Source organism: Ferdinandcohnia salidurans (genome assembly GCF_042680725.1).
In the GTDB taxonomy this organism is placed as follows: Bacteria; Bacillota; Bacilli; order Bacillales; family Bacillaceae_L; genus Ferdinandcohnia; species Ferdinandcohnia salidurans.
Genome location: NZ_JBHUEK010000020.1, coordinates 1 through 26,846 on the forward strand (window position 1 = coordinate 1; position 26,846 = coordinate 26,846).

Below are 26,846 nucleotides of genomic sequence, written 5' to 3' on the forward strand. Positions count from 1 at the left end.
GTATGCGATGACCCGCACGTACGGATCTGTGAGAGGCGCATGAGTAATTCATGCGCCTACTCTATTGTGAAAAAAAGTTGTTGTAAAATTCTAAAATTTACATATAATAAAACTGAGAGGTGATTCAGGTGTCAGAAACAATTAAGTCTGAAGAAAAAATATTGACTCAAAAAGGGCTAGAAACAAGAGAGAAACTATTACGTGCAGCAGAGGAGGTATTTGGACAAAAGGGATATTATGAAACTTCAATTGTAAATATTTCACAAGAAGCAAACGTTGCTCAGGGTACATTTTATAATTATTTTCCCTCAAAAAAAGATATTTTTGACGAACTAATTCGACAATATAATCGTGAACTTCGTTTAGCAATAAAAGAAGAAATGAGTAAATCCAAAAATTTCGAAGATGCACAAAGGAAAGGTTTCAAGGCTTTCTTTAATTGGGTAAAGAGCCGTAGAAATTTATATAGTATTGTTCAACAAGCGGTAGTGGTCGATAAAGAACTTTATCGATGGTACTATGATAAACTCGCAAATGGCTTTTTAAAAAGTCTTGCTGCTGGCATCGAAGTTGGGGAATTTAAAGAAATTGATCAAGAAACGGTTGCGTATTGCTTAATGTCAATTGGTCAATTTCTTGGAATGAGATGGGTGTATTGGGAGCAACAGGATGTCCCGGAGGAGGCGTTTGAAGCAGCAATGACACTAATATTTGATGGACTTAAAAAGGGATAACAAGGAGGAGACTTTATGCAAGGCATTGCTTATTGGATTGATAAAAGAGCAGAATTACATCCAGAGCGTATAGCCATAATTACAGAAAAAGAACAGATCTCCTATAAAGCTTTGAAACAAGATGTAGACAAGTTAGCTACTTTCTTAAAACAAGATCTATCTATAATGGCAGGAGAACGGATTGCGATTTTATCCAATAATAGATATGAATATATTGTTTTATTATTCGCAATTGCAAAACTAGAATGTATCGCTGTTCCTCTTAACATTCGTTTAACGGAGAATGAGCTTTTGTACCAATTAAATGATAGTGGGACAGAGGTTCTATTTTTAGAAAATACCTTTAAAAGTACAGCTATTTCGTTACAGAAGAAAAGTAAATTGAAAGAAATAATTTCTATTGAAAGCGTAAGGAATCTTGAAGATAGAAATAAAAACCTTTCTTTAAAGATTAATGAAAGCACTCCCTTTATCATTTGTTATACTTCGGGAACAACCGGTAAGCCAAAGGGAGCGGTTTTAACACAGGATAATATGTTTTGGAATGCCATCAATAATTGTACTGCAATCGATATCACATCAAATGACCGTTCACTTGTGTTACTTCCACTTTTTCATATTGGTGGAATTGGTTTATTTGCTTTTCCTACACTCTTTACTGGTGGGACCATAATTTTACCTGAGGGGAAATTTAACTCGGAGAAGGCTTTATTGATGATTGAGCAGCATCAAGTGACTATTGTAATGGGTGTTCCTACAATTCATCAGGCCATTTTGCATAGTCCTTCATTTGAAAAGACAAATTTGCAATCTGTACGCTGGTTTTATAACGGTGGTGCACCATGTCCTCATGAACTAATTCAGGCTTTTTTTGAAAAAGGGTTACTGTTTGGTCAAGGATTTGGGATGACTGAAACATCACCGACATTATTTATGCTTTCCAAAGAGGACGCTAAACGGAAAATTGGGTCTATTGGAAAGCCTGTTATGTTTTGTGATTATAAATTAATAGATTCAAAGGGAGCTATTGTTAAAAGGGGGGATATTGGAGAACTCATTGTCCGTGGTCCAAATGTAATGAAAGAATACTGGAATAAACCAGAAGCAACAGGTGAAACTCTTCGGGATGGCTGGCTATACACAGGAGATTTAGCAAGGGTTGATGAAGAGGGATTTTTATATATAGTGGGAAGGAAAAAAGAAATGATTATTTCCGGTGGAGAAAACATTTACCCATTGGAACTTGAACAAATAATTGGTCAGTTAGCAGATGTTGTAGAGGTAGCAGTAGTAGGAGTTGTTGATGCAAAATGGGGAGAAACTCCAGTAGCCTTTGTTGTAAAAAAGAAAGAGAGTTTACTAACAGAAGAGGAAATTATTGAATATTGTAAACTGTTTTTGGCAAGATACAAGATTCCTCAAAAAATAGAGTTTATCGAAAAACTACCAAGGAATGCGACAGGTAAAATTCAGAAGAACCAGCTAGTTAATTCATAAAAAAGGAACTTGTATTCACTGGGGCAGCATTTAAGATGGCTCCATCAGAAGGGGGATTAGTATGATAAATGTTGGAATTGAAGCTACAAGTGTATATTTTCCAAAAGGTATTGAAACAGCAGAGGAATTGTCTAAAAAAACCGGAATTCCTGAACAGGTTATCATTGAGAAATTCGGGTTGTATCAAAAGCATGTTTCCGACGATACAATGCAGGCTACTGACCTTGGAATTGAGGCTGCAAAGCAACTACTTACTAAAATAGATCCTTTATCAATTGATGTTGTTATCTATTTTGGTAGTCCACATAAGGATTATTTAGTCTGGTCGTGTGCTCCAAAACTTCAATTTGAATTAGGAACGAAAAACGCATATGCATTTGAATTAATGAATGTGAGCTCTTGTTTTCCAATTGCTTTAAAAGTGGCCAAGGATATGCTTACATCTGACAAAACTATAGAAAACATTTTACTAGTTGGAGGTTGTAAGGAATCACAGATCATTGATTACGAAAACCCTCGTTCCAGGTTTATGTTTAATTTTGGTGATGGTGGGACAGCTGTACTCGTTAAGAAAAATTCCACTTTAAGTGAAATTCTGGAAAGCTCGATAATCACCGATGGTTCATTTTATGAAGATGTTCGGGTACCTGCTGGAGGTTCAAAGCTTTTCCCAAGCATTGAAACCGTAGTAAATAGGCAACATTTTATCGATGTACATAATCCATCCAGGATGAAGGAGAGACTTGACCCTGTATCCATTCCCAATTTCGAAAAAGTGATTCGAAATTCATTGCAGAAAAGCGGCTATTCACCTCAAGATATTAAAGTTCTTCTACCACTACATACGAAACGCTCCATGTTTAGAGAACTACTTCAAACATTACAAATACCAGAAGAAAACACAATATATTTAGATCATCATGGACATATGTCGGCACTTGACCCGTGTATAGGCCTTCATTTTGCTAATGAGCAAGGGAAATTATCTGAAGGGGACATTGCGGTTGCAGTAAGTGCCGGAACAGGTTATACATGGGCTGCTACTGTTATTCAATGGAAGGGTGTATGAAAAATTGATTTTGTAACTCAGTTGTAACTATCCTCAAGTACGATGAATGCAAAGGTTTCACAGTTTCAACGAACATAAGGGGGAAGGAAAAATGAAGAATTTCTCATTTCGTAAAATGCTTTTTTTAAGCATGCTTGCCATGCTAATGGTGATTGCTGCAGCATGTAGCTCAGGATCATCAACTACAGAAGAAAAGAAGCCAAGCTCAGGTGATTCAGACAAACCAGCAGAAGAATCAAAGGATCCAATCAAAATTGGTGTGCTTGCTTCATTAAGTGGTGGGCTTGAATCCTACGGCAAGCAATCAACACAAGGATTTGAACTCGGCCTCGAGTACGCAACAGACGGAACAATGGAAGTAAATGGTCAAAAAATCGAATTCTTTGTAGAGGATACTGAGACAAAACCAGAAGTTGCCATTCAAAAAGCAACAAAATTGATTGAAGAAGACGGAGTTGACTTCTTAGTTGGATCATCAAGTTCTGCAGATACATTAGCAGTTCTTCCATTAGCAGAAGAATATGAAAAGATTATGATTGTTGAACCAGCTGCAGCAGACAGTATAACAGGTGCAGACTGGAACGAGTATATATTTAGAACAGCCCGTAATTCATCACAGGATGCGGTTGCAGGTGCGGCAGCAATTGCAAAAGAAGGGGTTAAAATTGCAACCCTTGCACCGGATTATGCTTTCGGTCGAGATGGAGTTGCAGCCTTTAAGGAAGCCGCTGAAGATTTAGGTGCTGAGATTATCCACGAAGAATATGCAGATCCTGCAGCAACTGACTTTACTTCAAATATCCAAAAGATTATTGAAGCAAAGCCTGATTATTTATTTGTTGTGTGGGCAGGTGCAAATTCACCTTGGAACCAAATTGCAGATATGAAGGTCCAAGAAAATGGTATTAAAATTTCCACAGGTGCCCCAGATATCCCAGCACTTGCAACAATGGATGCGTTAGTTGGAATGGAAGGATTCACCGTTTACTATCATCAGCTTCCTAAAAATGAGATTAACGATTGGTTAGTTGAAAAACACAAAGAAAAGTTCAATGGTGAGGTTCCTGACCTATTTACTCCAGGAGGAATGACGGCTGCCTTAGCAATTGTGGAAGCGATTAAGAAGACAGATGGCGATACGAATGCTGATAAACTAATTGAAGCAATGGAAGGAATGAGCTTTGAAACACCGAAAGGAAAAATGACATTCCGTGAAGAAGATCACCAAGCTCTTCAAACTTTATATGCGATTCGCCTGGAAAAGGTTGATGGTGTGGATTATCCAGTTCCAGTCTTAATGAGAGAGTTAAGCCCTGAGGAAACAGCTCCACCAGTTCGCAATTAATTTGATCTATAAGCTTCGGTAGGAATGCTACCGAAGCTTACTTTTTAGAAAAAAGAGGTGAAAATACGTGATGAATATTATCGAAACGAAAAACCTGACAATCGCTTTTGGAGGGCATGTAGCTGTTGATAATGTGAATTTTTCAGTTCCTCCGAACCACTTCAAATCAATTATTGGCCCCAATGGTGCCGGCAAAACAACTTTTTTCAATTTATTAAGTGGTCAGCTTACACCGACTGCTGGCCAAGTTTTCTTACAGGGAGAAGATATTACAAAATTATCTCCAACAGCACGTACACGTAAAGGAATCGGTCGATCCTTTCAAATAACAAATGTTTTTCCTAATCTGACGGTTCTAGAAAACGTACGTTTAGCCGTTCAATCGGAATCTGGTGTTCGCTACCAAATGTTTAAGCATTTCCGTAAATATCGACAATTCGAAGAAAAGGCATTACAGATTTTATCGCTTGTTCTTCTTGATAATAAAGCTGATGCAATCGCTAAAAACCTTGCACATGGTGAAAAACGCAAGTTAGAAATAGCCATGTTGTTGGCATTGGAGACTGAGGTACTGTTATTAGATGAACCAACAGCTGGAATGTCACTTGAAGAGGTTCCTGCAATCCTAGAGGTCATTAAAACAATTAAGGAGGAAGGCAATCGCACCATCATTTTGATTGAACACAAAATGGATATGATTCTTGATCTTTCTGATAGTGTGATGGTCTTATTTAACGGCAGATTGCTTGCTGATGGAACACCGGAAGAAATCATGAACAATGAAACAGTTCAATCAGCGTATTTAGGAGGTTTGTACGATGACACTGCATCTTAAGGTTGAGGGAATAGAAACCTATATAGATCAATTTCATATACTTCAAGGCGTTTCATTTGAGGCTAAAAAAGGAGAGGTTACCGTACTATTAGGCAGAAATGGTGCCGGCAAAACAACTACCTTAAGGTCGATTATGGGCCTTAATCCACCGGCTAAAGGAAAAATCGAATTTAATGGTGAGAACATTTCAGGTCTACCAACCTACCATATTGCCACAAAAGGCATTGGCTATGTCCCTGAGGATCAAGGGATATTCGGAGAGTTGACTGTAGAAGAAAATATGAAAGTTGCAATCAAAAAGGAAAACGATGAAACGAAGGAACGTCTAGATTATATTTTGAATCTGTTTCCAGATTTGAAGAAGTTCTGGAAAAGAAAGGGCGGAAACCTCAGTGGTGGACAAAAACAAATGCTCTCAATTGCCAGAGCATATGTCAATAACAATGACTTATTGCTCATTGACGAACCAAGTAAGGGACTAGCACCAATTGTTGTTGAAAAAGTAATGGAATCCATTCAAGAAATGAAGTCAAAAACGACAATTGTGCTCGTGGAGCAAAACTTTATCATGGCAAGTACGATCGGAGACCGCTTCTACATTATTGACGATGGAAGAACCGTACATCGTGGTGAAATGAAGGAGTTAAAAGAAAATGAACAACTCCGTAGACAATATCTAGGAATTGCTTAGTAGGACTCATGGGTGAAAGGAGGAAAAATTTGTGGAAGCAATCATCAATTTAACAATTAACGGCCTTGCTACAGGTATGTTAGTTTTCCTACTTGCGGCAGGGTTAACCTTGATTTTTGGTCTTATGGATGTCCTAAACTTTGCACATGGAGGTTTGTTTGCCTGGGGAGCATATGCAGGAGTTTGGTCATATGGGCAAACTGGAAGCTTTGTAGCCGGAATTGTGACTGCCCTGATTACAGGCCTTATTTTAGGTTTACTTATGGAAAAATTCATTGTTACTCCTGTATATGGAAATCATGTTCAGCAAATTTTGATTACGCTAGGGGTTATGATCGTTCTTTCTGAAATGTTAAAGGTCGTTTGGGGACCGAACCAATTGAGTGCGAAAACCCCTGAATATTTAAGCGGGAGCTGGGAGTTTGGCGGGGTTATTTTAATCAAATACCGCTTGTTTATCATATTGGTTGGATTTCTAGTTTTCTTCCTCATTTACTATATCCTTAAAAATACAAAAATCGGATTAATTGTTCGTGCCGGTGTAATAAACAAAGAAATGGTTCAATCACTTGGAATCAATATTAAAAGGATTTTTATGCTTGTCTTTATGGTAGGTGCAGCTATGGCAGCACTTGGTGGTGTATTACTAGGACCATATTCCGGTCAAATTTATGCAGAGATGGGAATGGAATTTGCAATACTCGCATTTATTGTCGTTGTTATTGGTGGTATGGGAAGTATTACAGGCTCCCTGTTTGCAGCAATCCTAGTAGGATTATCGGGATCCTTCATGGCCTACTATGTCCCAGAATTATCACTAGCAGTTAATATGCTTCTAATGGCTGTTGTATTAATTTTTAGACCACAGGGATTATTCGGTGCAAAGGGGTGAGGAAATGAAGCTTCTTACTGGTTCTTCAAAAGCTAATATTATCTACATTGCAGCAGCTGTGTTCCTTCTATGCTATCCATTTATCAATGATACTAGAAGTATATTAATTTTATTTACACAAATTTTTATTTTTGCTGTCTTTGCAATGAGCTATGATATCTTACTAGGTTTTACAGGGATTGTTTCATTCGGGCATGCCATGTTTTTTGGAATAGGTGCCTATTCTACAGGAGTTCTTTTAGATCGCTTTGAACCAACAGTTCCTATATTTCTACTATCGATTATTGTTGGAATGATTCTGGCAGCCATTTTAAGTTATGTTGTCGGTTTACTCTCATTAAGGTTAAAGAGTCACTTTTATGCGATGCTGACGTTGGCGTTCTCAGGATTGTTTTTAGTAGCAGCAGAAAAATGGAGGTCGTTGACAAGGGGGAATGACGGATTTACTTTTCGCATCCCGGATGTCTTTAAAGATCGGATGACTCTATATTTTATTACATTAATTCTTATGATTTTTGTTTTTTTAGTGTTAAAGAGATTTACAGAATCTCCTCTAGGGAGAGTTCTTCAAGCTATCCGAGAAAATGAGCCACGGACAGAATCACTAGGCTACAATGTGATTCATTATAAAATCATTGCAAGTATTGTGGCTGGTGTTATCGCAAGTGTTTCTGGTTCGATGTATGTTCTTACACTACGTTTTGTAAATACTTCAGTATTCGCGCTCGATGTGACACTGGATGCTCTTCTCATGACGATTATTGGTGGAGTAGGGACACTTGTTGGAGCCATCATTGGAGCGGGACTAATTGAATTTGCACACCATTGGCTAACTGGACTTGCAAAGGTTCATTGGATTTTTGAACGATGGATGATCTTCTTTGGCATTTTATATATTTTAGCCGTTATGTTCTTCCCAATGGGAATCGTCGGAACTGTAAAGTCATGGTTTTATAAAAGAAAAGGTAGTAATAAAACGAAAGACGTCGATAAAGAAAAAATAGCTGGCTAAGGAGAGAGGGTCATGAATGATAATCAAACCATAACTTCATTCGTTGTCCGTTGTGCCTTAATTCATGTTGATAGTGAGACAATGAAAAAGCAGTGGCGGATAAAGGTAAGCCATGTTCAAGGGGAAGATGAAGTAATTGTTACCGATTTAGATGATGCTGTTCAGTACATGAAACGTGTAATAGAGGAGTGACTCACATTGACTTTGCAATCAGTTGGAATTATAAGTACAGGAATTTACATTCCAAATGATTTTCTAACTGGAGAAGACATTTCACGAATGAGCGGGATACCTAAGGAAATTGTTGAAAAGAAACTGGGCATATTGAAAAAGCCAATTCCCGGGCCTGATGACCATACGTGTGAAATGGGAATAAAGGCAGCAAGAGAAGCTATAAAGAAAGCAAAAATCGATCCTCTGGATATCGATTTAATCATTTATATCGGCGAGGAACATAAGGAATATCCCTTGTGGACAGCTGCGATTAAGATGCAGCAAGAGCTTGGTGCGGTTAATGCATGGGGATTTGACGTTGCGATGCGCTGTGGTACGACAATCATGGCTTTAAAAGTGGCTAAGAATATGATGAAGTCGGATGACTCTATTAAAACGGTTTTACTTGCCGGTGGTTATCGCAATGTAGATTTCATTGATTACGAGAATCCGAGAACGCGCTTTATGTATAATCTAGGAGCTGGTGGAGGTGCCATTCTTTTACAAAGAGGTGCACAAAAAAATCACGTCCTTGAAAGTCATATTATAACGGACGGTGCATTTTCCGAGGATGTTGTTGTGGTAGCAGGGGGAACAAAAAATCCAATCACAAAAGAGGCGCTTGAGCAAAAATTAAACATGCTCGATGTCCTTGATCCAGAGGGGATGAAGCAACGGCTTGAAGAAAAGTCCATGCAAAACTTTCTTAAGGTTATTCGAACTGCAGTAGAAAAAAGTGGATATACAGAGAAAGATATTGATTATTTAGGTATTCTCCACATGAAGAAATCAGCCCATGATTACGTGTTAAAGGAATTAGGCTTATCTGAGGAGCAATCAATCTATTTAAATGAATATGGGCATATCGGTCAAATGGATCAAATTCTTTCTTTGGAAATAGCGGAAAAAAAAGGTAAAATAAAAGAAGGAGATCTTGTTGTGTTAGTGAGTGCAGGAATTGGATATGCGTGGGGGGCCACGGCAATAAAATGGGGGGATTGTTCATGCTAGCTATCGAACTGAAAACTGTTAATCTAGCAAATGGAGAAACGTTAGGATATCGGGAACGTGAGGGTGGAGAAAAGGTTCTTTTACTTATACATGGTAACATGACTTCGTCAAAGCACTGGGATATATTAATTGATAAAATTGATAACGATTACAAAATTATCGCTGTTGATATGAGAGGATTTGGAATATCCTCATATAACAAGCCCATACAATCGATAAAGGACTTTTCTGATGATATCAAACTATTTGTTGATGAATTAGGCTTATCAGATTTTATCATTGCTGGTTGGTCAACTGGTGGTACCGTAGGAATGCAGTTTGTAGCGGATTATCCAGGATATTGTAATAAGTTGATATTAGTGGAGTCCGTCTCAACAAGAGGTATTGCGCTTTATGAGGTTAATTCAGAGGGGAAAGAGGATTATTCAAAGAGACTTAAAACTTATGAGGATATCTTAAAGGATCCACTTAGAATTATTCCGATTCAAAATGCGTATGACACTAGAAATAAAGAAGTATTAAAAGCGATTTGGAATGCTTTAATTTATACCCATAACTTGCCTGATGAGAATCATTATGACGAATATTTAGACGATATGTTAACACAAAGAAATCTAGCTGAAGTCTATTATTCATTAAATAAATATAATATCAGTGAATATCATAACGGATTGGTTGAGGGAAACGGTCTTGTGAAAAAGATTAAAATTCCAGTCTTAATTTTACGTGGTGATAGAGACTTGGTGATTACAGATAAAATGACAAAAGAAATAGTTGAGGATTTAGGTGAAGTAGGAACATTTATTGAATTAGCAGACTGTGGACATTCTCCGTTAATTGATAACCTAGATTTGTTGTTAAAACATATACATGAATTTATCGAACAAAAGGAGCCTGCAAAATGAGATTAAAAGACAAGGTAGCTATTATCACAGGAGCAGCAAACGGACTAGGGCTAGAAGCTGCTATCACATTTGTCCGAGAAGGTGCAAAGGTTGCGTTAACAGACTATGACACAACAGGTGCAAAGAGAGCAGAGGAATTAAAAGAACAAGGTGCAGATGTTGAGTTCTTTCAAGTGGATGTTGCTGATAGAAACAGTGTCGATCAAATGGTTGCTACAGTAATGGAGCGATTTGGAAAGATTGATATTTTAATAAACAATGCCGGAATTACTCGTGATGCGATGCTGACAAAACTATCTCAGGAGGACTTTCAAAAGGTTATTGATGTGAACTTAACAGGTGTTTTTAATTGTACACAAGCAGTGGTTCCACATATGATAGCAAATGGTAAAGGAAAAATTGTCAGTACCTCTTCTGTAACGGGTGTATATGGAAATGTTGGACAAACAAATTATGCAGCATCTAAAGCCGCGGTAGTAGGGATGACAAAAACATGGGCAAAAGAGCTTGGCAGAAAAGGAATCAACGTCAACGCAGTTGTACCCGGATTTATTGAAACAGGAATGGTGGCAACCGTTCCTGAAAAAGTTATCAATCAATTAAAGCAAATGATTCCACTTCAAAAACTTGGGAGACCATCGGATATCGCCAATGCGTATTTATTTTTATCCTCCGATGAAGCCGATTATGTGAACGGAACAACCTTGCATGTTGATGGTGGGATTATGATGTAACGAAAAGAGTGGGAGCCCCACTCTTTTTTTTTCATAACTTACATCATGTAACTTCCATGTAACTCCTGTCTTCTATAGTAAGAATAGAATTAAGAAGACGTAAGGAGAGATAGTTGTGAGGTGGGAACTGGATTGGATTGCAAATCGGGCTCGACTATCACCTGATTCGATTGCTGTCGTGGATGGAGAAACAGGCAGCCGATATACCTTTCAGGAACTGAATAAACGTGCGGAAAGTATCGCTTGTTTTTTAAAAACAATTGGCATCCAGAAGGGAGATCGTGTAGCACTAATATCTCCGAATGATGTTAGTTATTTCGATTTGCTATTTGCATGTGGAAAAATTGGGGCAATCTTTGTGCCGCTAAACTGGCGCTTATCGAGTGAAGAAATCGATTATATACTTTCAAATTCGTCACCCAAACTGGTTGCATTTTCAAGCCAATTTGAGGCTTTATTGCAGGGAAATACATCTAGGGAAATCGTAAAAATTGATTCTGTTGAATATAAACGGATTGTCAATGAAGTAAGTACCATAATTGAACCAGAGGAGTGCATTCTAGAGGAAGACCCACTGGCGATCATTTATACAGGTGGAACAACAGGAAAACCTAAAGGAGTTGTCCTTTCTCATCAATCTATTTTGTGGAATGGGTTAAATACAATTGTGAGTTGGAATTTGTCAGCAGAAGATGTGACATTAACCTATATGCCGATGTTCCATACTGGAGGTCTTAATGCGTTATCCATTCCTATTTTAATGATGGGGGGCAAGGTTGTAATAGCAAAAAACTTTGAGCCCAAACGTGCTATTCAACTTATTAATCAAGAAGGATGTACAATCGTTTTACTCGTTCCAACGATGTACCATATGATGGTTAACACCCCTTCCTTTAAAAATGTGACATTTCCAACCATGCATACCTTTCTATCTGGGGGAGCGCCTTGCCCACTCGAAATTTATCAGGCCTTTGAAGAAAAGGGATTATCGTTTAAAGAAGGTTATGGTTTAACAGAGGCGGGGCCAAATAATTTCTTTATTGATCCGAAAATATCAAGGTTTCGAAGAGGGTCTGTTGGTAAGGCCATGTTTTTTAATGAAGTGAAGATTATGACAGCCGAAGGACATGAGGCAAAGGCTGGTGAAGTTGGAGAGCTATTGATTCGTGGAAAACATGTGTTCCACCATTATTGGAATAATCCGGATGCAACAAAGGAAGTGTATAATGATGGTTGGTTGCACACAGGGGATTTAGCCAGATGTGATGAAGAAGGCTATCACTATATTGTGGGGCGCAAGAAAGAAATGATTATTACAGGTGGAGAAAATGTATACCCACTTGAGGTTGAACAATGCATTAGCAAACACCCAGCAATTAATGAGGTTGCTGTTATCGGGGTACCTCATCAAAAATGGGGAGAGATGGTGATTGCTGTGGTCTCTTTAATGCCAGACCAACAGGTTTCAAAAAAAGAATTAATAGAGTTCTGTCAAGAAAAGATAGGCAAATATAAGGTGCCAAAAGAGTTTATCTTTGTGGAGGATATCCCTAAAACACATGTGGGAAAGATTGATAAAAGCCATTTGCAAAAGACTTATGAAAATTTAGTTGGTTAAGATAAAACAGATTTTGAGTGTAAATTTTATTGTTTAAAAAACGGCTACTTTTTTCATTTGTAGTCGTTTTTTGTGTTGTGTGCTTACCTAAAGAAAAAATATTAACATTAGACTACGACCATTTACCTATTGTTCGTGTATTATACTAATTTTTGTAATACTTTTGTTTAATTTTCGTAAATTTTATTGACCAAATACCCCTTTCCCAGTATTCTGTAGGCGTACCATATTCTACTAATTTACTAAGTGAGGGGAGAAAACTGTGAAAAAAGGCATAGTAAGAAAACTACTGTCGTTATTATTCGTTTTTAGTTTAATAGTGCCTAGTACTCTATTAAACTTTGCACCTGCTGTAAGTGCAGCAGAAGCAACTGCTGAACAAACATCCTATATAACTGTAGCAGATGCAATTGCAAATAATGCTGGCAAAGCTACAGTACAAGGATATATTGTTGGCACCGCTATTAGTGGAACAAATTATGATCAAGTTCCACCATTTGATAGTAATAATAGCAATACAAATCTTGGTTTAGCAGATGATCCGAACGAAAAGGATCCAGCTAAGATCTTACCTGTACAACTACCAAGTGGTAATGTTCGAACCGCGTTAAACTTGGTAGATAATCCAGAAAATTTTCAAAGAAAAGTAGCAATTACAGGAAGCCTCGAAAGATACTTTAGTGTTCCAGGATTAAAAAGTGCAACTTCTTATGAATTTCTTGACGGTGATTCTAACCCTGGTGAACCAACTCCAGAACCTGAACAACCAACTATAATCACAATTGCTGAAGCTCGCAGCCAAGGTACTGGTCAAGCAGCAGTCAAAGGTACAGTAACTGCATTATTAAAGAATACAATTCACATTCAAGATGAAACAGCTGCAATTGCAGTTCGTCCAACTTCTTTAGATGTTAAACTTGGTGATGAAATCACTGTAAGTGGTTCATTACAAGATTATAGAGGGTTATTACAATTAGATTCTGCAACATTGATTGGTAAAACAGAAGATCAAGGTGTACCTTCTCCAGTTGAATTAGACGGTACTAATGTTAATGAAGAAAATGAATCTAAATTAGCTCTAGTAAAAAATGTAGAATTAATCGATGTAAATAAAGGAAATGGCTGGGCAAATTATACAGCTAAAGCCGAAGATGGTACAGAATTTTTAGTTCGTGATGAAAATAGTACTTTAGAGTTATCTGTTAGCACTACTTACGAATCAATCACTGGTATCGTTCAACAATTTGACCAAGCTTATCAAATCATCCCACGTGGACAAGCTGATATTATTGAAGATGCTTCAAAAGTTCAAGCAGTTAGTGCATCTCAACCATCAGGTACAATTCCTGTGGGTACTCAAGTAACGTTATCTACTTCAACTGCGGATGCAGAGATTTACTTTACAACAGATGGTTCTGAACCAACAGTAGAAAACGGTCAAAAATATAGTGAACCAATTACAGTTAATGAAGATGTAATTATTAAAGCTATTGCTGTAAAAGAAGGTTTAACAGCTAGTGAAGTAAAAGAATTTACTTATAGCGTATACGATGCTGAAGAAATCAATATTCATGATATCCAAGGAGAATCTCATGAATCTCCATTAGATAATGTGAAAGTTGAAAATGTTGAAGGTATCGTCACGTATACTTATAAACTTAATGGCGCCAACTATTTCCATATGCAAACTCCAGATGATAAAAAGGATAACAATCCAAAGACATCTGAAGGGATCGTTGTTTATACAGGAAACCAAGCCAATGCAGAAGTGGGTAATCTAGTAAGTGTAACGGGTACAGTCGATGAGTATCATATCGATGGGTACTCTAATACTAAAGGTGACACGGATCTATCTGTGACACAAATTAACGCACGTGACGACAAAGGTGGATTAGTAAACGTAATTGAAAACAATGTAGAACTTCCTACTCCAGTAGAAATTACGAGTGAAAACCTACCAAATCAAGTTATTGATAATGATAGTTTCGGAGAGTTTGACCCAGAAGAAGATGCAATCGATTTCTGGGAAAGTATTGAAGGAATGCTTGTTGTAGTTGGAACAGTTAAGGCTGTTGCACCTCAAGAACACGGAGATTTGATTACGGTTCTAGAAAACAGAAAAACGGATACTCTACATGGTGGAGTATTACTTACGGAAGACAATGCGAATCCGGATCGTATCCAGTTTAAAATGTACGATAACAATGCTGCTAGAGATTTCGAGGTAGCAACAGGAGACAAATTTACTGGACCAATCACAGGTGTAGTAAACTATGGTTTCCAAAATTATAAGATTTATGTTGATTTAGAAGACATGCAATCGAACCATGTTAAGGGTAATGCAGAACCTGAGACAACAACGATTGTTAAAGAAGACGATAAGGTAACGATTGCTTCTTACAATCTAGAAAACTTCTCAAATAATTCGAAAGAAACATCAGACGATAAAGCTAGAAAATTAGCAAGAGCATTTGTTCAAGACATGAAGAGTCCTGACATCATCGGGGTAACTGAGGTTCAAGATAACAATGGACAAAGTGCAGGAGATTCAGCCGCTAACGAAAGTTATGAACGTTTGATTCAAGCAATTGTTGCAGCTGGTGGCCCTGAATATCAATATTTAAATATTGATCCTGTTAATAACCAAGATGGTGGAGCACCAAATGCAAACATCCGTGTTGGATTCTTATATAATCCAGAACGTGTTTCTTTACCAGAAGACATTCCGGCTGGTGATGCAACAACAGCTGTTGGTTATGAAGATGGCAAATTAACACATAACCCTGGACGAATTGATCCTACAAATGCAGCATTTGATAACAGTCGTAAACCTTTAGCAGCACAATTTACCTTCAAAGGTGAAGATGTAGTGGTTATTGTTAACCACTGGAACTCCAAATCTGGAGACACTCCATTATTCGGTTCAACACAACCGCCGGTATATGGTAGTGAAGTTCAACGTAAACAAATTGCAAATATTGTTTATGACTTTATCGAAGAAATAAAAGTTGATAACCCTAATGCAAATGTTGTATCAGTTGGTGATTTTAACGATTACCAGTTCGCTGAGTCCCTTAAAATCCATGAAGGCGACTTAATGACCAACATGATTAACCATGTTGAACAAAGTGATCGTTACACATATTTGTTCCAAGGTAACTCACAAGTTTTAGATCACATTGTGGTATCAAATAACTTAGTACCTGGAACTGAAATTGATATTTTACACATTAATGCAGACTTTACAGATATGGCGGGGCGTGCGAGTGACCATGACCCGGTTATGGTTCAAATTGACCTAAAAGCTAATTATGACTTAACAATCATGCACACAAATGATACTCATGCTTCCTTAGACAACATGCCAAAAACGGTAACTGCAGTGAAGGAAGTAAGAGCAGAAAATCCTGATTCTCTCCTTCTTCATGCAGGAGATGCTTTCACAGGAACACTGTATTTTAATGAGTTTCTTGGAAAAGCAGATTTAGCCATGATGAATTTAATGGGCTTCGATGCAATGACCTTTGGTAACCATGAATTTGACTTAGGTTCTTCAAGTGAAGGACATCAAAAATTAGTTGAATTTATCCAAAGTGCACAATTCCCATTTGTAAGTGCCAATGTTGATTTCTCGAAAGATGCTAAATTTGATGGGATTTTCAATAATTCAATCGCATCTGATATTGAAAATGGACAAATTTACAATGGAGTCATCAAAGAAGTAAACGGTGAGAAAGTGGGTATCTTCGGTTTAACAACAGAAGAAACAACTGACATTTCAAGCCCAGGTTCGATTGAATTCCAAAACTACATTAATGAAGCAAGAAAAGCTGTAGAAGCTTTTGAAGCACAAAATGTTAACAAAATTATTGCATTAACTCATATTGGTTATGACGATAATGCTGCGGTTGATAACGATCTACTTCTTGCTGAACAAGTGGAAGGAATTGACGTTATTGTTGGTGGACATAGCCATACAGTATTGGCTGAACCAGTCGTTGTTGCAAAAGATGCAACACCTACTGTAATCGTTCAAACAGGTAATGCAAACAGCAACTTAGGTGTTCTAAATGTTGAATTCGACGAAAATGGTGTAGTAGAGACACATGATGGTAAATTAATTGAGATTAAAGGACAAGTTCCTGATGAAGAAGCTCAGGCCGTATTAGCACCATTCAAGGCAAAAGTTGAAGAAGTGGCTAATACAGAAATCGGAGTTTCAACTCCTATTGAATTAGAAAACCCACGTACAAGTGGTGATGATACAAAACCAAGCGTACGTAGAAACGAAACAATTCTTGGTAACTTAATTACAGACGGTATGCTTGAAAAAGCAAAATCATTCACAGGTAAAGACGTGATAATGGCTTTACAAAACGGCGGTGGTATCCGTGCTGCTATTAATGCTGGCCCAATCACAACTGGTGAAGTAATTACAGTTCTTCCATTTGGTAACACGTTAGCAACAATGGATATTACTGGTGCTGAATTGAAAGAGGCATTTGAAATCTCCGTAAGCAAGTACCCTGGAGAAAATGGTGGATTTTTACACCTTGCTGGCGGTAAAGTTAAGTTTGACTCAACTAAACCAGAACATGAACGCGTGGTATCCGTATCTTACCTAAACGAAGATGGTGAGTATATCGAAGTACAAGATGAGAAGATGTATACTATCGCAACTAACGCCTTCACAGCTAAAGGTGGAGACGGCTATGATGTATTTGCAAAAGCCTACGAAGAAGGCCGTGTAACAGACTTAGGTCTTTCTGATTGGGAAAACTTCCGTGACCATTTAGTAAGTCTTGGAAGCGAGGGAATTCCAACTGAGGTTGAAGGTAGAATCGTTGATGTGGAAGGTCAATTTAACTTAACGGTACTACATACAAACGATACGCATGCTGCCTTAGATAAGATGCCTAAAACGGTAACGGTAGTGAAAGATGAAAGAGCCAAAAATCCGAATGCACTACTTCTTCATGCAGGAGATGCTTTTACAGGAACACTGTATTTTAATGAGTTCCTTGGAAAAGCAGATTTAGCCATGATGAATTTAATGGGCTTTGATGCAATGACCTTTGGTAACCATGAATTTGACTTAGGTTCTTTATCTGAAGGACATCAAAAATTAGTTGAATTTATCAAGGGAGCTAAGTTCCCATTTGTCAGTGCCAATGTTGATTTCTCGAAGGATGCTAAATTTAATGGGATTTTCAATGATTCTATCGCATCTGAAATTGATAATGGACAAATTTACAATGGGATCATCAAAGAGGTTAACGGTGAGAAAGTCGGTATCTTCGGTTTAACAACAGAAGAAACTGCTGACATTTCAAGCCCAGGTACAATAGCATTTGAAAACTATCTAAAAGAAGCTGAAAAAGCTGTTGAGGCTTTTAAAGCAGAAGGTGTCAACAAGATTATTGCATTAACACATATTGGTTATGATGATAATGCTGCGGTTGATAACGACTTAATCCTAGCTGAAAAAGTAGAAGGAATTGATGTTATTGTAGGTGGACATAGTCATACAGCATTGGATGTGCCATCCGTTGTTGCAAAAGATGACACACCTACAGTAATCGTTCAAACAGGTAATGCGAATAGCAACCTAGGTGTGCTAGATGTAGTATTCGATGAAAAAGGTGTAGTAATTGAACATGCTGGGGAATTAATTTCAATCGGTGATCAAGAGGCTGATTCTGAAGCAGCAGAAGTATTAGCACCGTATAAAGCACAGGTTGACAAAGTAGCACAAGAGGAAATCGGAGTATCAACTCCTATAGAGCTAGCAAACCCACGTACAAATGGTGATAATACAAAACCAAGTGTACGTAAAAACGAAACAATCCTAGGAAACTTAATTACAGATGGAATGCTTTTAAAAGCAAGAGAATTTACTGGTAAAAATGTAGTGATGGCTTTACAAAATGGCGGTGGCATCCGTGCAGCAATTAATGAAGGCCCAATCACGGTAGGTGAAGTAATCACAGTTCTTCCATTTGGTAACACGTTAGCTACGATGGAAATAACAGGTGCTGAGCTTAAAGAAGCGTTTGAAATTTCTGTTAGCAAGTATCCAGGTGAGAATGGTGGTTTCCTACATGTTGCAGGAGGTAAGGTAGAATTCGATTCTTCAAAACCAGCAGGCGAACGTGTAGTTGCAGTATACATTGAAGATGCTAAAGGAAACCTTGTAGCTGTTGATGATAATGCTACCTATACTATAGCTACAAATGCTTTCACAGCTAAAGGTGGAGACGGCTATGACGTATTTGCTAAAGCCTACGAAAAAGGCCGTGTAACAGATTTAGGACTATCTGATTGGGAAAACTTCCGTGATCACTTAGTAAGTCTTGGTAGTGAGGGAATCCCAACTGAAACTGAAGGTAGAATCGTTGATGTTACTACAACACCAGGCGAAGAGGAACCGCAGATTATTGTTGTTACTCCAGAAGTCGAAAGAGGAAACAAATATGTAGTATCTGCAGATGATTTAGGCGAACTAAAAGAAGGAGCTATTGTTAGAGTTGAAGTTCCTGAAAAGAAAAATACAATTTTTGTATCATTGAGCTCTGAAGCAATTGCGAAACTTAAAGCAGCAAATGCAACATTAATCATCTCAAATGGCGTGGTTGACCTTCAAATTCCTTCATCTATCTTACCTGATAGTGAAACGGAAGTTAAAGTACAGAAGGACAATCGTAAGGATGCTTTAGTTGCCTATGATTTTACAATCAAATCAGAAGGCAAGGGCTATCACAAGTTCAACGAAAAAGTCACAATGACTTTTTCGATTGACCCTAAAAAAGTGGATGATCCGAAAAAAGTGAAGGTTTTCTATTGGAATCCACAAAGTAAGGAATGGGAATTGGTCGGTGGCGAATACAATGATGGAAAAATTACTGCTACTACCGATCACTTTAGTACATTTGGAGTGTTAGAAGTTGAAGAGTCTAAGGAAGTTCCAGGTTCTGAAGTGAAAGATTCTGATACAAATGACTCAACTGTAAAAGATTCTGACTCGAAGAATTCTAATGGAGGGAAAAAACTTCCGATAACAGCTACAAATATGGCTAACATGTTAGTGGTTGGACTCGCGCTAATCCTTGTAGCTGCTGGCCTCCTCTATGTAATCAGAAGAAAAACAGCTTAATAGAATGAATTGAGGACTATAATAAAGTCCAATAATAGCAAGCAGTGAGAAAAACATTTGTTTCCTTCTCACTGCTTTTTAATTTGAACTTTTTTTTCGAAAATTTGATTCAAGTCAAAGTTTTTGCAACCTTTTCAATGGATAATGAAAGTATCAAAAGGAGGTAGACCATATGGAACCCTATGTATTTTTAGAGATTACTGGAATCATTACTTTAGCTTTTGGAGTCATTTTAAAATCTAAAAAAGTTTTCTTCACCCAACTAGTCATCTTGATTGGAATCTTTCTGCTAACGGACACTACATTAAATCTACTCTATTATTCTTCTTTATATGCCCTTCAATCCGTTATAAGTGCACTCGTACTACTTCGATATAAAAAGGCAATAGATCGAAATTACACACTTATCCTAGAAAAAACACACAAAATCCCTCGTAATCTAACGAAAGGTGGTGACCTCGGTAGTCAAACCTCATTTTTTGAAAAGAAATAATTTCTAAAGGATTTTTACAAAAAACGTTGAATTACTCTCTTAGTAAAAATAAGGGAGTAATTCGAATGATTACGTACAATTTGTTAAAAGGAAAAAAGGTTCAGCTTGTCAGAATTAAAGAAGATGACGTACCAACCATTGTAAGTTGGTATGAGGATCAAGAGTTTCTTAGAAATCTAGATACTTTACCGTCCTTCCCAAAACATCCGTCTGCTTTTAAAGAGTGGGTTGAGCAGAAAAACGAGAAAGAGTTTGTGTTTGGGATTAAAGAATTGGAGACTGATAAATTAGTTGGATTTGTGGACATTGACAGCATTATTTGGCCACATCGAAATGCATGGCTTGCAATCGCAATAGGTGGAGAAGGAAACCGTAATCGAGGGCTTGGATATGAAGCCATGCAACTCGTTTTGGATTTTGCTTTCCAAGAGTTAAATCTTCATAGAATCCAATTAACCGTTTTTCAGTACAATGAGAGGGCCATCGCCTTATATGAAAAGTTAGGATTTGTTAGAGAAGGTACCTCAAGAGAATTTCTAGAGCGTGACGGGAAGCGATTTGATATGTACTTTTATGGGCTGCTAAAACATGAATGGAAGAAATAAAAACAATTCCCCTAGATGCTAGGGGAATTTCCTTTACTTCTTTTCATAGTTTAAGTCCCATATGATCCCGAATGGGTCCTTTACTTTTGCATATTTTGCACCCCAAAATGTATCCTGTAACTCCATGAACACAGTGCCCTTTTGCATTAGGTCATTATAAGTTTTCGTAATTTCTTCTTCACTTTCAAATTCTATAACTAAAGAGATATTGTTTCCAAATGTTACACTATGGTCGGGAGAGTCATCTGATACCATTAGTAAGAATTCATTCTTTTTGAATTTACCATGAATAAGTCGGTCATTAGCCCAGTCCTGTGTTTCATAACCTGCCTTAGCATATGTTTGAACATCCAATATTTCGCCCTCAAATATTTCCTGATAATATTCCAAAGCTTCTTTCGCATTCCCATTAAACATTAAATAAGGTGTCGCTTGTCCTTTCATTCACAAAACACTCCTTTTTTTAATAAGTAAGTTGCCCTACACTATGATTTCTATTTACTAAAGATATCATACACTCTTTCCCCTCGAGAAAAAGTACAAGGTATTATTTCTCGAGAAATAATTGTCAATTTTTGTCTTGCTAAATAGGTAGGTGTCCCTTATTATTAATTGTAATAGTATATATTGATAGATTTTGAATATTAACAACTACATATTGTGTTTAGCCTTGGGAAAAAGATGCCATTTGTGCTTAAAAGGGAATCTGGTGAAAATCCAGAACTGCCCCCGCAACTGTAAATGCTGACGAAATGAACAGGCCACTGTATAAGATAACTTAAATAAAGGTGCTTATATGGGAAGGGTTCAAAGTAGAGTGACGCATTAGTCAGGAGACCTGTCTTTTCTTAAGATGTTTCACCTTCTTCGGGGATTGGGAAGATGAAACGATGGCGACAGGTAGGGCAACTCATGTGCTCTCTTGATGTTATCGTTTCATCCGCTCAATTCAATTGGGCGGATTTTTTTATTATAACGAAAAAAACGTTAAGGGAGAGAAATAGATGAATATTACAACACAAGGGGAATTGGATTCAGTTTTACACTCGCTTGAATATGCAGAAAGTACCTACCAGCTCGACACGACCGAAATTCGAAACAAACTGCAGGGAATGAATGTCACTACATTTGAAGCAAACCAGCATGCACTTTTTTATTCCTTAAACAAAATTGCCATGGATCAACCCAACTGGACATATTTAGCGGCTAATCTCTATTTAAATGAATTGTATGAAAAAGCTGCAACTAATAGAAATTACAATAGTGCTCTAAAATACGGCAATTTGCATGAGTTGCTACAGGAACTAACATCAAGAGGAATATATTCTAATGAATTAATAAACTCTTATTCTAAGGAAGAAATACTTGAACTAGGAGAAGTCATTGATCCTTCTAAAGATCATTTATTTACATACATTGGTTTGTTTTTATTAGCGGATCGCTATCTTGCAAGGGATTACGAACGAAATATTTATGAACTTCCACAAGAGCGATTCATGATAATCGCGATGACATTAATGCAGCATGAGGTAACGGAAGTTCGTCTTACTTATGTGAAAGAAGCCTATTGGGCATTAAGTAATTTATATATGACAGTAGCCACTCCAACTCTATCAAATGCAGGTAAAAGTTTTGGTCAGTTGTCCTCTTGTTTCATTGATACTGTTGAAGACTCACTTGATGGCATTTATTTAAACAACTGGGATATTGCTAGATTATCAAAAGATGGTGGCGGAATTGGCGTATATTATGGCAAGGTTCGCGCGTTAGGCTCCGACATAAAGAAATTCAAAGGGAATTCTTCTGGGATCGTTCCATGGATTCGCCTTATCAATGATACAGCAGTAAGTGTTGATCAATTAGGACAACGCCAAGGAGCAATTGCCATCTATTTAGACCTTTTCCACAAAGATATTATGAACGGTTTTCTAGACTTAAAAACAAATAATGGAGACGAACGTCGTAAGGCACACGATATTTTTACAGGGGTTTCCGTACCTGATTTGTTTATGGAGAAGTTACAAGAGGTAGATGAGAACGGCAGAAGTATTGGGGAGTGGCACACTTTTTGTCCACATGAAGTAAAACAAATCATGGGTTGGAAAGATGAGAACGGAAACCCATTAGGTCTCGAGGATTTTTACGATGAAGAGGATGAAAAATACTTCACTGAAAAATACTTGGAAGCTGTGAGTCATCCACTTTTACCACGTAAATCCTATCGCGCTATGGATGTCATGGCAAGGATCATGATTGCTCAATTAGAAACAGGAACACCTTACATGTTTTATCGCGATCAAGTAAATCGCCAGAACCCTAACAAACACCTTTTAGGAACAGGACGAACCTCGATTTTTTGCAGTAATTTATGTACAGAAATCGCGCAAAATATGTCAGCAACAGCGATTACGAAAGAGTATATCGACGATGAAGGAAATATTGTGATCATTCGAAAACCAGGTGATTTTGTGGTTTGTAATCTCTCATCTGTTAATCTACCAAGAGCTATCGGAGACAATGTCCTTGAACGACTAATTCGAATCCAGGTTAGGATGCTTGATAATGTTGTCGATTTAAATACGATATCGGTAAAACAAGCTGACCTCACAAATAAGAAGTTTCGAGCAGTAGGATTAGGTACCTTTGGTTGGCATCATCTTTTAGCATTAAAGGGTATTTATTGGGAATCTGATGAGGCTGTTCAATATGCAGATGAACTATATGAAGCAATTGCTTATCATGCAATCAAATCATCGATGGAGCTAGCGAAGGAAAAAGGAGCCTATAGTAAATTTAAAGGTTCTGAATGGGAATCGGGCATCTATTTTACTCGCAGAAAGTATTCGTCGGAACGATGGAGTATGCTTCAAGAAAATATATCAAAACATGGTGTGCGCAATGGCTGGCTAATGGCTGTGGCGCCAAATTCATCGACAGCTAAAATCGGAGGTTCCACAGATGGAATTGACCCAATCTATGCGGCTGAATATGCGGAGGAAAAAAAGAATTTTAAATTTAAAGTTACCGCACCTGATATCAATCATAAGACGTATGAGTTTTATCGAAAAGCACGTCATGAGGTGGATCAGGTTTGGAGCATTAGACAAAATGCAGCTCGCCAACGTCATATCGACCAGGGAATTAGCTTCAATTTGTATGTGAGACATGACATTAAAGCAAAGGATCTTTTACAGCTTCATTTAGAGGCTTGGAGACAAGGACTTAAGACAACGTATTATGTGAGAAGCACGTCACAAGCAGAAATTGAAGAATGTGAACTATGCCATAGTTAAGGGGGAATGGAGCTAATGACGAGTAATCAGCCATTAACAAAAATAAAATTGTTTAATCCAGAGTTTCCGAATAAATCAACGGGAATCATTAATGGGGAAACCTCGGGACTACTGAATTGGAACGATATCGCATATCCACAAATGTATACACTCTATCAAACCTTGCTATCAAATTTTTGGAAAGCACAAGAAATCAATATGCAGGATGACATCAAACAATGGGACCAACTAAGTTCTATTGAAAAGGATGTGTTTTTACGAATCAACACGCAACTAGCGTCATTAGATAGTTTGCAAACACCGACAATGAACCAGGTAATGGATTATGTGACGGACTCTAGTTTTAAAGCCATTTTTGCAGTGATTTCGCAACAGGAAGCCGTTCATAATGAATCATATTCTTATATTCTGAGCTCGCTTGTGCCTTTACCCGAACAAAAGGACCGTTTTAATCAGGCGAAGGAAGACCCAATTGTCCGAAAAAGGAATCAATTGATTTTAGAGGCTTACGAAGGTTTTAGGGAACATCCAACTCCGGAAAACTTATTTAAGTTAGCAATTAATTCGATTAATCTAGAAGGCATTTATTTTTATGCAGGGTTTGCCTTTTTCTATAATCTAGCTAGGCAACAAAAAATGCTTAAGACTAGTACAATGATTAGCTATATTCAAAGGGATGAAATGCAGCATGCATATTTCATTGCACAATTTGTTCGAATTCTTTTATCAGAGAACCCAGAATTGAATACCGAAGAGAACAAAGAGTATGTTTATAAATCAATTGGACAGGCAGTGGAGCTTGAAAAAGAGTGGGCACGCTATATTTTAAAAGACATTGATGGAATCGATTTACGTGAATTTGAAGAGTATGTCGAGTACCTTGCGAACAAGCGCTTCCGCCAACTTGGGTTTCAAAACCTATATGAAGAAAAAGAAAACCCAATGCCATGGATTCAGGTATTTAGTGACGAGATGATGAATGATACCAAATCTGACTTCTTCGAGCAAAAATCACGGACGTATACAAAGGTATCCCAATCCAATGGATTTGATGAACTATAAGTATGAGAGTCGCCATTGTCTATACATCAATTACAGGTAATACAGAGGAAACAGCAAAAATCATCAACCATTATATGAGAAGGTATACAACTGAGTGTTACGTCTATCAGGTGGAACACTTTCCTTATTACGAATTAGGATCATTTGATGTCATGATCATAGGGACCTATACATGGGGGAATGGGGAAATTCCGCACGAAATGCTTCGGCTTTATCGAGCCATTGAGAACAGCCCTACAAATGGTATTGTAACAGGGGTTTTTGGTACTGGAGACCAATGCTATCCGAATTTTTGTGGGGCGGTTGATGAATTTCGCGATATGCTTTATGTACACTCGAAGTTAGCGGCGACCTTAAAAATTGAATTAACTCCACAGCGAATCGATGAACCTCGGTTCGAACGCTTTGCCGAAGTTGTAGCAGAACGAGTTAATAGTCAAAAGGGTATCACTGTCTAGTGGTACCCTTTTTCATAGGCATGCTTAAGGCTATGTTGATGATAAACACTCCAATAAGGCTTACTAGTAAAATAGGAAAATCTAAAGCTGAGGCTATAATTGGACCAAAGCTAGCGCCGGTTAATAATGTAAAAGAATATAATGAAATAGCGGAACCACGTGCGTGTTCCCCCAATTTGCCTACTAGGGATATAATCGAAGGGAAGAGCAATGAGATTGAAGCAACAAAAGGTATGCTTAAAACAGCGATAACTCCTGGTCTACTGGACATTAAAAGACAAATAAGACTAGTGGTAGCTAAACTTAATCCAATTAATAATGTTCGCCGGTCACCGAATTGTTGAACTAATTTTCCCGTGAATAGCGATAGAGAAGCACCAATAAGGCCAATTGCCCTGATCTTGAATAATGTCTGTTCGTCGACCCCATGCAGTTCATTTAAGAACTGACCGATACCATCATAAAATGAAATAAAGGAAAGCAAAATTGAAAAAGTGATTATATAGCATATGACTAATGAAGGGTTTTTTATAATTTTATAAAAGTCTTGTAAGAGAGAGGCATCTGCCTTTTTCATAACTGGTACACTGGGGTATATAAACAGACTACCTATAAAAAGGACAAGATAGATCCCAGCATAACTATAAAAAACATACTCCCACCCATAAAAATAAGTGATACTTGAGCTCATGAGCTGCCCAAGGATTCCTGCAATTAAAAAACCGCTATTGATAAGGGCAAGAACTAGGGTTTGATGTCGCACTGGAAATATTTCAAATGTATAGGCGAACGCAACCGGTGCAAAGCTTCCAAGAGCAATCCCTTGCAATCCTCGAAAAACATATAGACTTACCTCATTAAAGGAAAAACCAACGAACCAGGTCGTAACAATTGAGAAGAATAAGCCAGAGACGATTACTTTTTTTCTACCTACCCTTTCAGAAAGTGGACCAAAGGTTAGTAACCCTATCGCATAAAAAAATGAAAAAATGCTCCCTCCAAGCACCGCTTTTTCATTTGTGATCTCGATGGAATCTGAAATGCTTTGATATATGGGGATCAAAGTATAAATGTTGGAGGCTACAAATACGCCCGTAATAATAAGCAAAAATGCTACAAGAAATAACCGATTCAATATAAACCACCACCTCTTTGTAACATATGCCTAACTTAAAATGCGGGTTCAAGAAAAATAGGCCTAGTGCTGAAATATCATGCACTAGACC

Annotated in this window: 21 protein-coding genes and 1 riboswitch; of the genes, 19 read left to right on the plus strand and 2 right to left on the minus strand. The window is 37.6% G+C overall.

What is annotated here, in order from left to right:
• Positions 1–128 precede the first annotated feature (128 nt).
• The 16 genes from ACFSFW_RS12990 (at position 129) to ACFSFW_RS13065 (ending at position 20,807) form a co-directional block, all read left to right on the plus strand.
• Entirely contained in the window at positions 129–734 is a 606-nt protein-coding gene (locus tag ACFSFW_RS12990; RefSeq protein WP_388038905.1) for a TetR/AcrR family transcriptional regulator, read from the plus strand.
• 15 nt (positions 735–749) lie between these two features.
• Complete coding sequence (locus ACFSFW_RS12995) at positions 750–2,231, plus strand: o-succinylbenzoate--CoA ligase (RefSeq protein WP_388038907.1); 1,482 nt, start codon at positions 750–752, stop codon at positions 2,229–2,231.
• A gap of 64 nt (positions 2,232–2,295) precedes the next feature.
• On the plus strand, positions 2,296–3,300 hold the full coding sequence (locus ACFSFW_RS13000) for a 3-oxoacyl-ACP synthase (RefSeq protein WP_388039044.1): 1,005 nt from the start codon (positions 2,296–2,298) through the stop codon (positions 3,298–3,300).
• Between the two features lie 91 nt (positions 3,301–3,391).
• A complete protein-coding gene (locus ACFSFW_RS13005; protein WP_388038908.1) occupies positions 3,392–4,645 on the plus strand; it encodes a substrate-binding domain-containing protein in 1,254 nt (417 codons plus the stop codon).
• 67 nt (positions 4,646–4,712) lie between these two features.
• On the plus strand, positions 4,713–5,480 hold the full coding sequence (locus ACFSFW_RS13010) for an ABC transporter ATP-binding protein (RefSeq protein ID WP_388038909.1): 768 nt from the start codon (positions 4,713–4,715) through the stop codon (positions 5,478–5,480).
• Positions 5,464–6,171 carry an ABC transporter ATP-binding protein gene (locus ACFSFW_RS13015; RefSeq protein WP_388038911.1) on the plus strand — a complete coding sequence of 236 codons (708 nt, stop codon included), beginning with the start codon at positions 5,464–5,466 and terminating at the stop codon, positions 6,169–6,171. Before ACFSFW_RS13010 ends, ACFSFW_RS13015 begins: the two co-directional genes overlap by 17 nt.
• Positions 6,172–6,202: 31 nt before the next feature.
• Positions 6,203–7,063, plus strand: coding sequence for a branched-chain amino acid ABC transporter permease (locus tag ACFSFW_RS13020; RefSeq protein WP_388038913.1), 861 nt, complete (start codon positions 6,203–6,205; stop codon positions 7,061–7,063).
• Positions 7,064–7,067: 4 nt separating this feature from the next.
• On the plus strand, positions 7,068–8,075 hold the full coding sequence (locus ACFSFW_RS13025) for a branched-chain amino acid ABC transporter permease (protein ID WP_388038915.1): 1,008 nt from the start codon (positions 7,068–7,070) through the stop codon (positions 8,073–8,075).
• A 12-nt stretch (positions 8,076–8,087) separates the two neighbouring features.
• Entirely contained in the window at positions 8,088–8,267 is a 180-nt protein-coding gene (locus ACFSFW_RS13030) for a hypothetical protein (RefSeq protein WP_099354299.1), read from the plus strand.
• A gap of 12 nt (positions 8,268–8,279) precedes the next feature.
• Positions 8,280–9,299 carry a 3-oxoacyl-ACP synthase gene (locus ACFSFW_RS13035; RefSeq protein WP_388039046.1) on the plus strand — a complete coding sequence of 340 codons (1,020 nt, stop codon included), beginning with the start codon at positions 8,280–8,282 and terminating at the stop codon, positions 9,297–9,299.
• Positions 9,293–10,204 (plus strand): intracellular short-chain-length polyhydroxyalkanoate depolymerase, encoded by a 912-nt coding sequence (gene phaZ / locus ACFSFW_RS13040; RefSeq protein WP_388038917.1) that lies wholly within the window; start codon positions 9,293–9,295, stop codon positions 10,202–10,204. Before ACFSFW_RS13035 ends, phaZ begins: the two co-directional genes overlap by 7 nt.
• A complete protein-coding gene (fabG, locus tag ACFSFW_RS13045) occupies positions 10,201–10,938 on the plus strand; it encodes a 3-oxoacyl-ACP reductase FabG (protein WP_388038919.1) in 738 nt (245 codons plus the stop codon). Before phaZ ends, fabG begins: the two co-directional genes overlap by 4 nt.
• A gap of 115 nt (positions 10,939–11,053) precedes the next feature.
• The gene (locus ACFSFW_RS13050; RefSeq protein ID WP_388038921.1) at positions 11,054–12,556 is read left to right on the plus strand and encodes an acyl-CoA synthetase; all 1,503 of its coding nucleotides are present in this window, start codon (positions 11,054–11,056) and stop codon (positions 12,554–12,556) included.
• Between the two features lie 262 nt (positions 12,557–12,818).
• Complete coding sequence (locus ACFSFW_RS13055) at positions 12,819–19,709, plus strand: 5'-nucleotidase C-terminal domain-containing protein (protein ID WP_388038923.1); 6,891 nt, start codon at positions 12,819–12,821, stop codon at positions 19,707–19,709.
• 172 nt (positions 19,710–19,881) lie between these two features.
• Positions 19,882–20,202, plus strand: coding sequence for a hypothetical protein (locus tag ACFSFW_RS13060; protein ID WP_388038925.1), 321 nt, complete (start codon positions 19,882–19,884; stop codon positions 20,200–20,202).
• A gap of 65 nt (positions 20,203–20,267) precedes the next feature.
• A complete protein-coding gene (locus ACFSFW_RS13065) occupies positions 20,268–20,807 on the plus strand; it encodes a GNAT family N-acetyltransferase (RefSeq protein ID WP_388038927.1) in 540 nt (179 codons plus the stop codon).
• Positions 20,808–20,840: 33 nt separating this feature from the next.
• Here ACFSFW_RS13065 and ACFSFW_RS13070 read toward each other — a convergent pair whose 3' ends face one another.
• A complete protein-coding gene (locus tag ACFSFW_RS13070; RefSeq protein ID WP_388038929.1) occupies positions 20,841–21,251 on the minus strand; it encodes a VOC family protein in 411 nt (136 codons plus the stop codon).
• Between the two features lie 218 nt (positions 21,252–21,469).
• Positions 21,470–21,667: riboswitch (cobalamin riboswitch) on the plus strand.
• A 144-nt stretch (positions 21,668–21,811) separates the two neighbouring features.
• Between ACFSFW_RS13070 and ACFSFW_RS13075 the strand changes: the two genes are divergently transcribed.
• Genes ACFSFW_RS13075 through ACFSFW_RS13085 form a run of 3 tightly spaced genes read left to right on the plus strand, consistent with a single transcriptional unit; the run spans position 21,812 to position 25,620 of the window.
• Positions 21,812–24,100 (plus strand): ribonucleoside-diphosphate reductase subunit alpha, encoded by a 2,289-nt coding sequence (locus ACFSFW_RS13075; RefSeq protein WP_388038931.1) that lies wholly within the window; start codon positions 21,812–21,814, stop codon positions 24,098–24,100.
• Positions 24,101–24,115: 15 nt separating this feature from the next.
• Complete coding sequence (locus ACFSFW_RS13080) at positions 24,116–25,162, plus strand: ribonucleotide-diphosphate reductase subunit beta (protein WP_388038932.1); 1,047 nt, start codon at positions 24,116–24,118, stop codon at positions 25,160–25,162.
• A 2-nt stretch (positions 25,163–25,164) separates the two neighbouring features.
• The gene (locus tag ACFSFW_RS13085) at positions 25,165–25,620 is read left to right on the plus strand and encodes a flavodoxin domain-containing protein (RefSeq protein WP_388038934.1); all 456 of its coding nucleotides are present in this window, start codon (positions 25,165–25,167) and stop codon (positions 25,618–25,620) included.
• Here ACFSFW_RS13085 and ACFSFW_RS13090 read toward each other — a convergent pair.
• A complete protein-coding gene (locus tag ACFSFW_RS13090; protein WP_388038936.1) occupies positions 25,610–26,755 on the minus strand; it encodes an MFS transporter in 1,146 nt (381 codons plus the stop codon). The two genes, ACFSFW_RS13085 and ACFSFW_RS13090, sit on opposite strands and share 11 nt — an antisense overlap.
• Between the last annotated feature and the right edge of the window lie 91 nt (positions 26,756–26,846).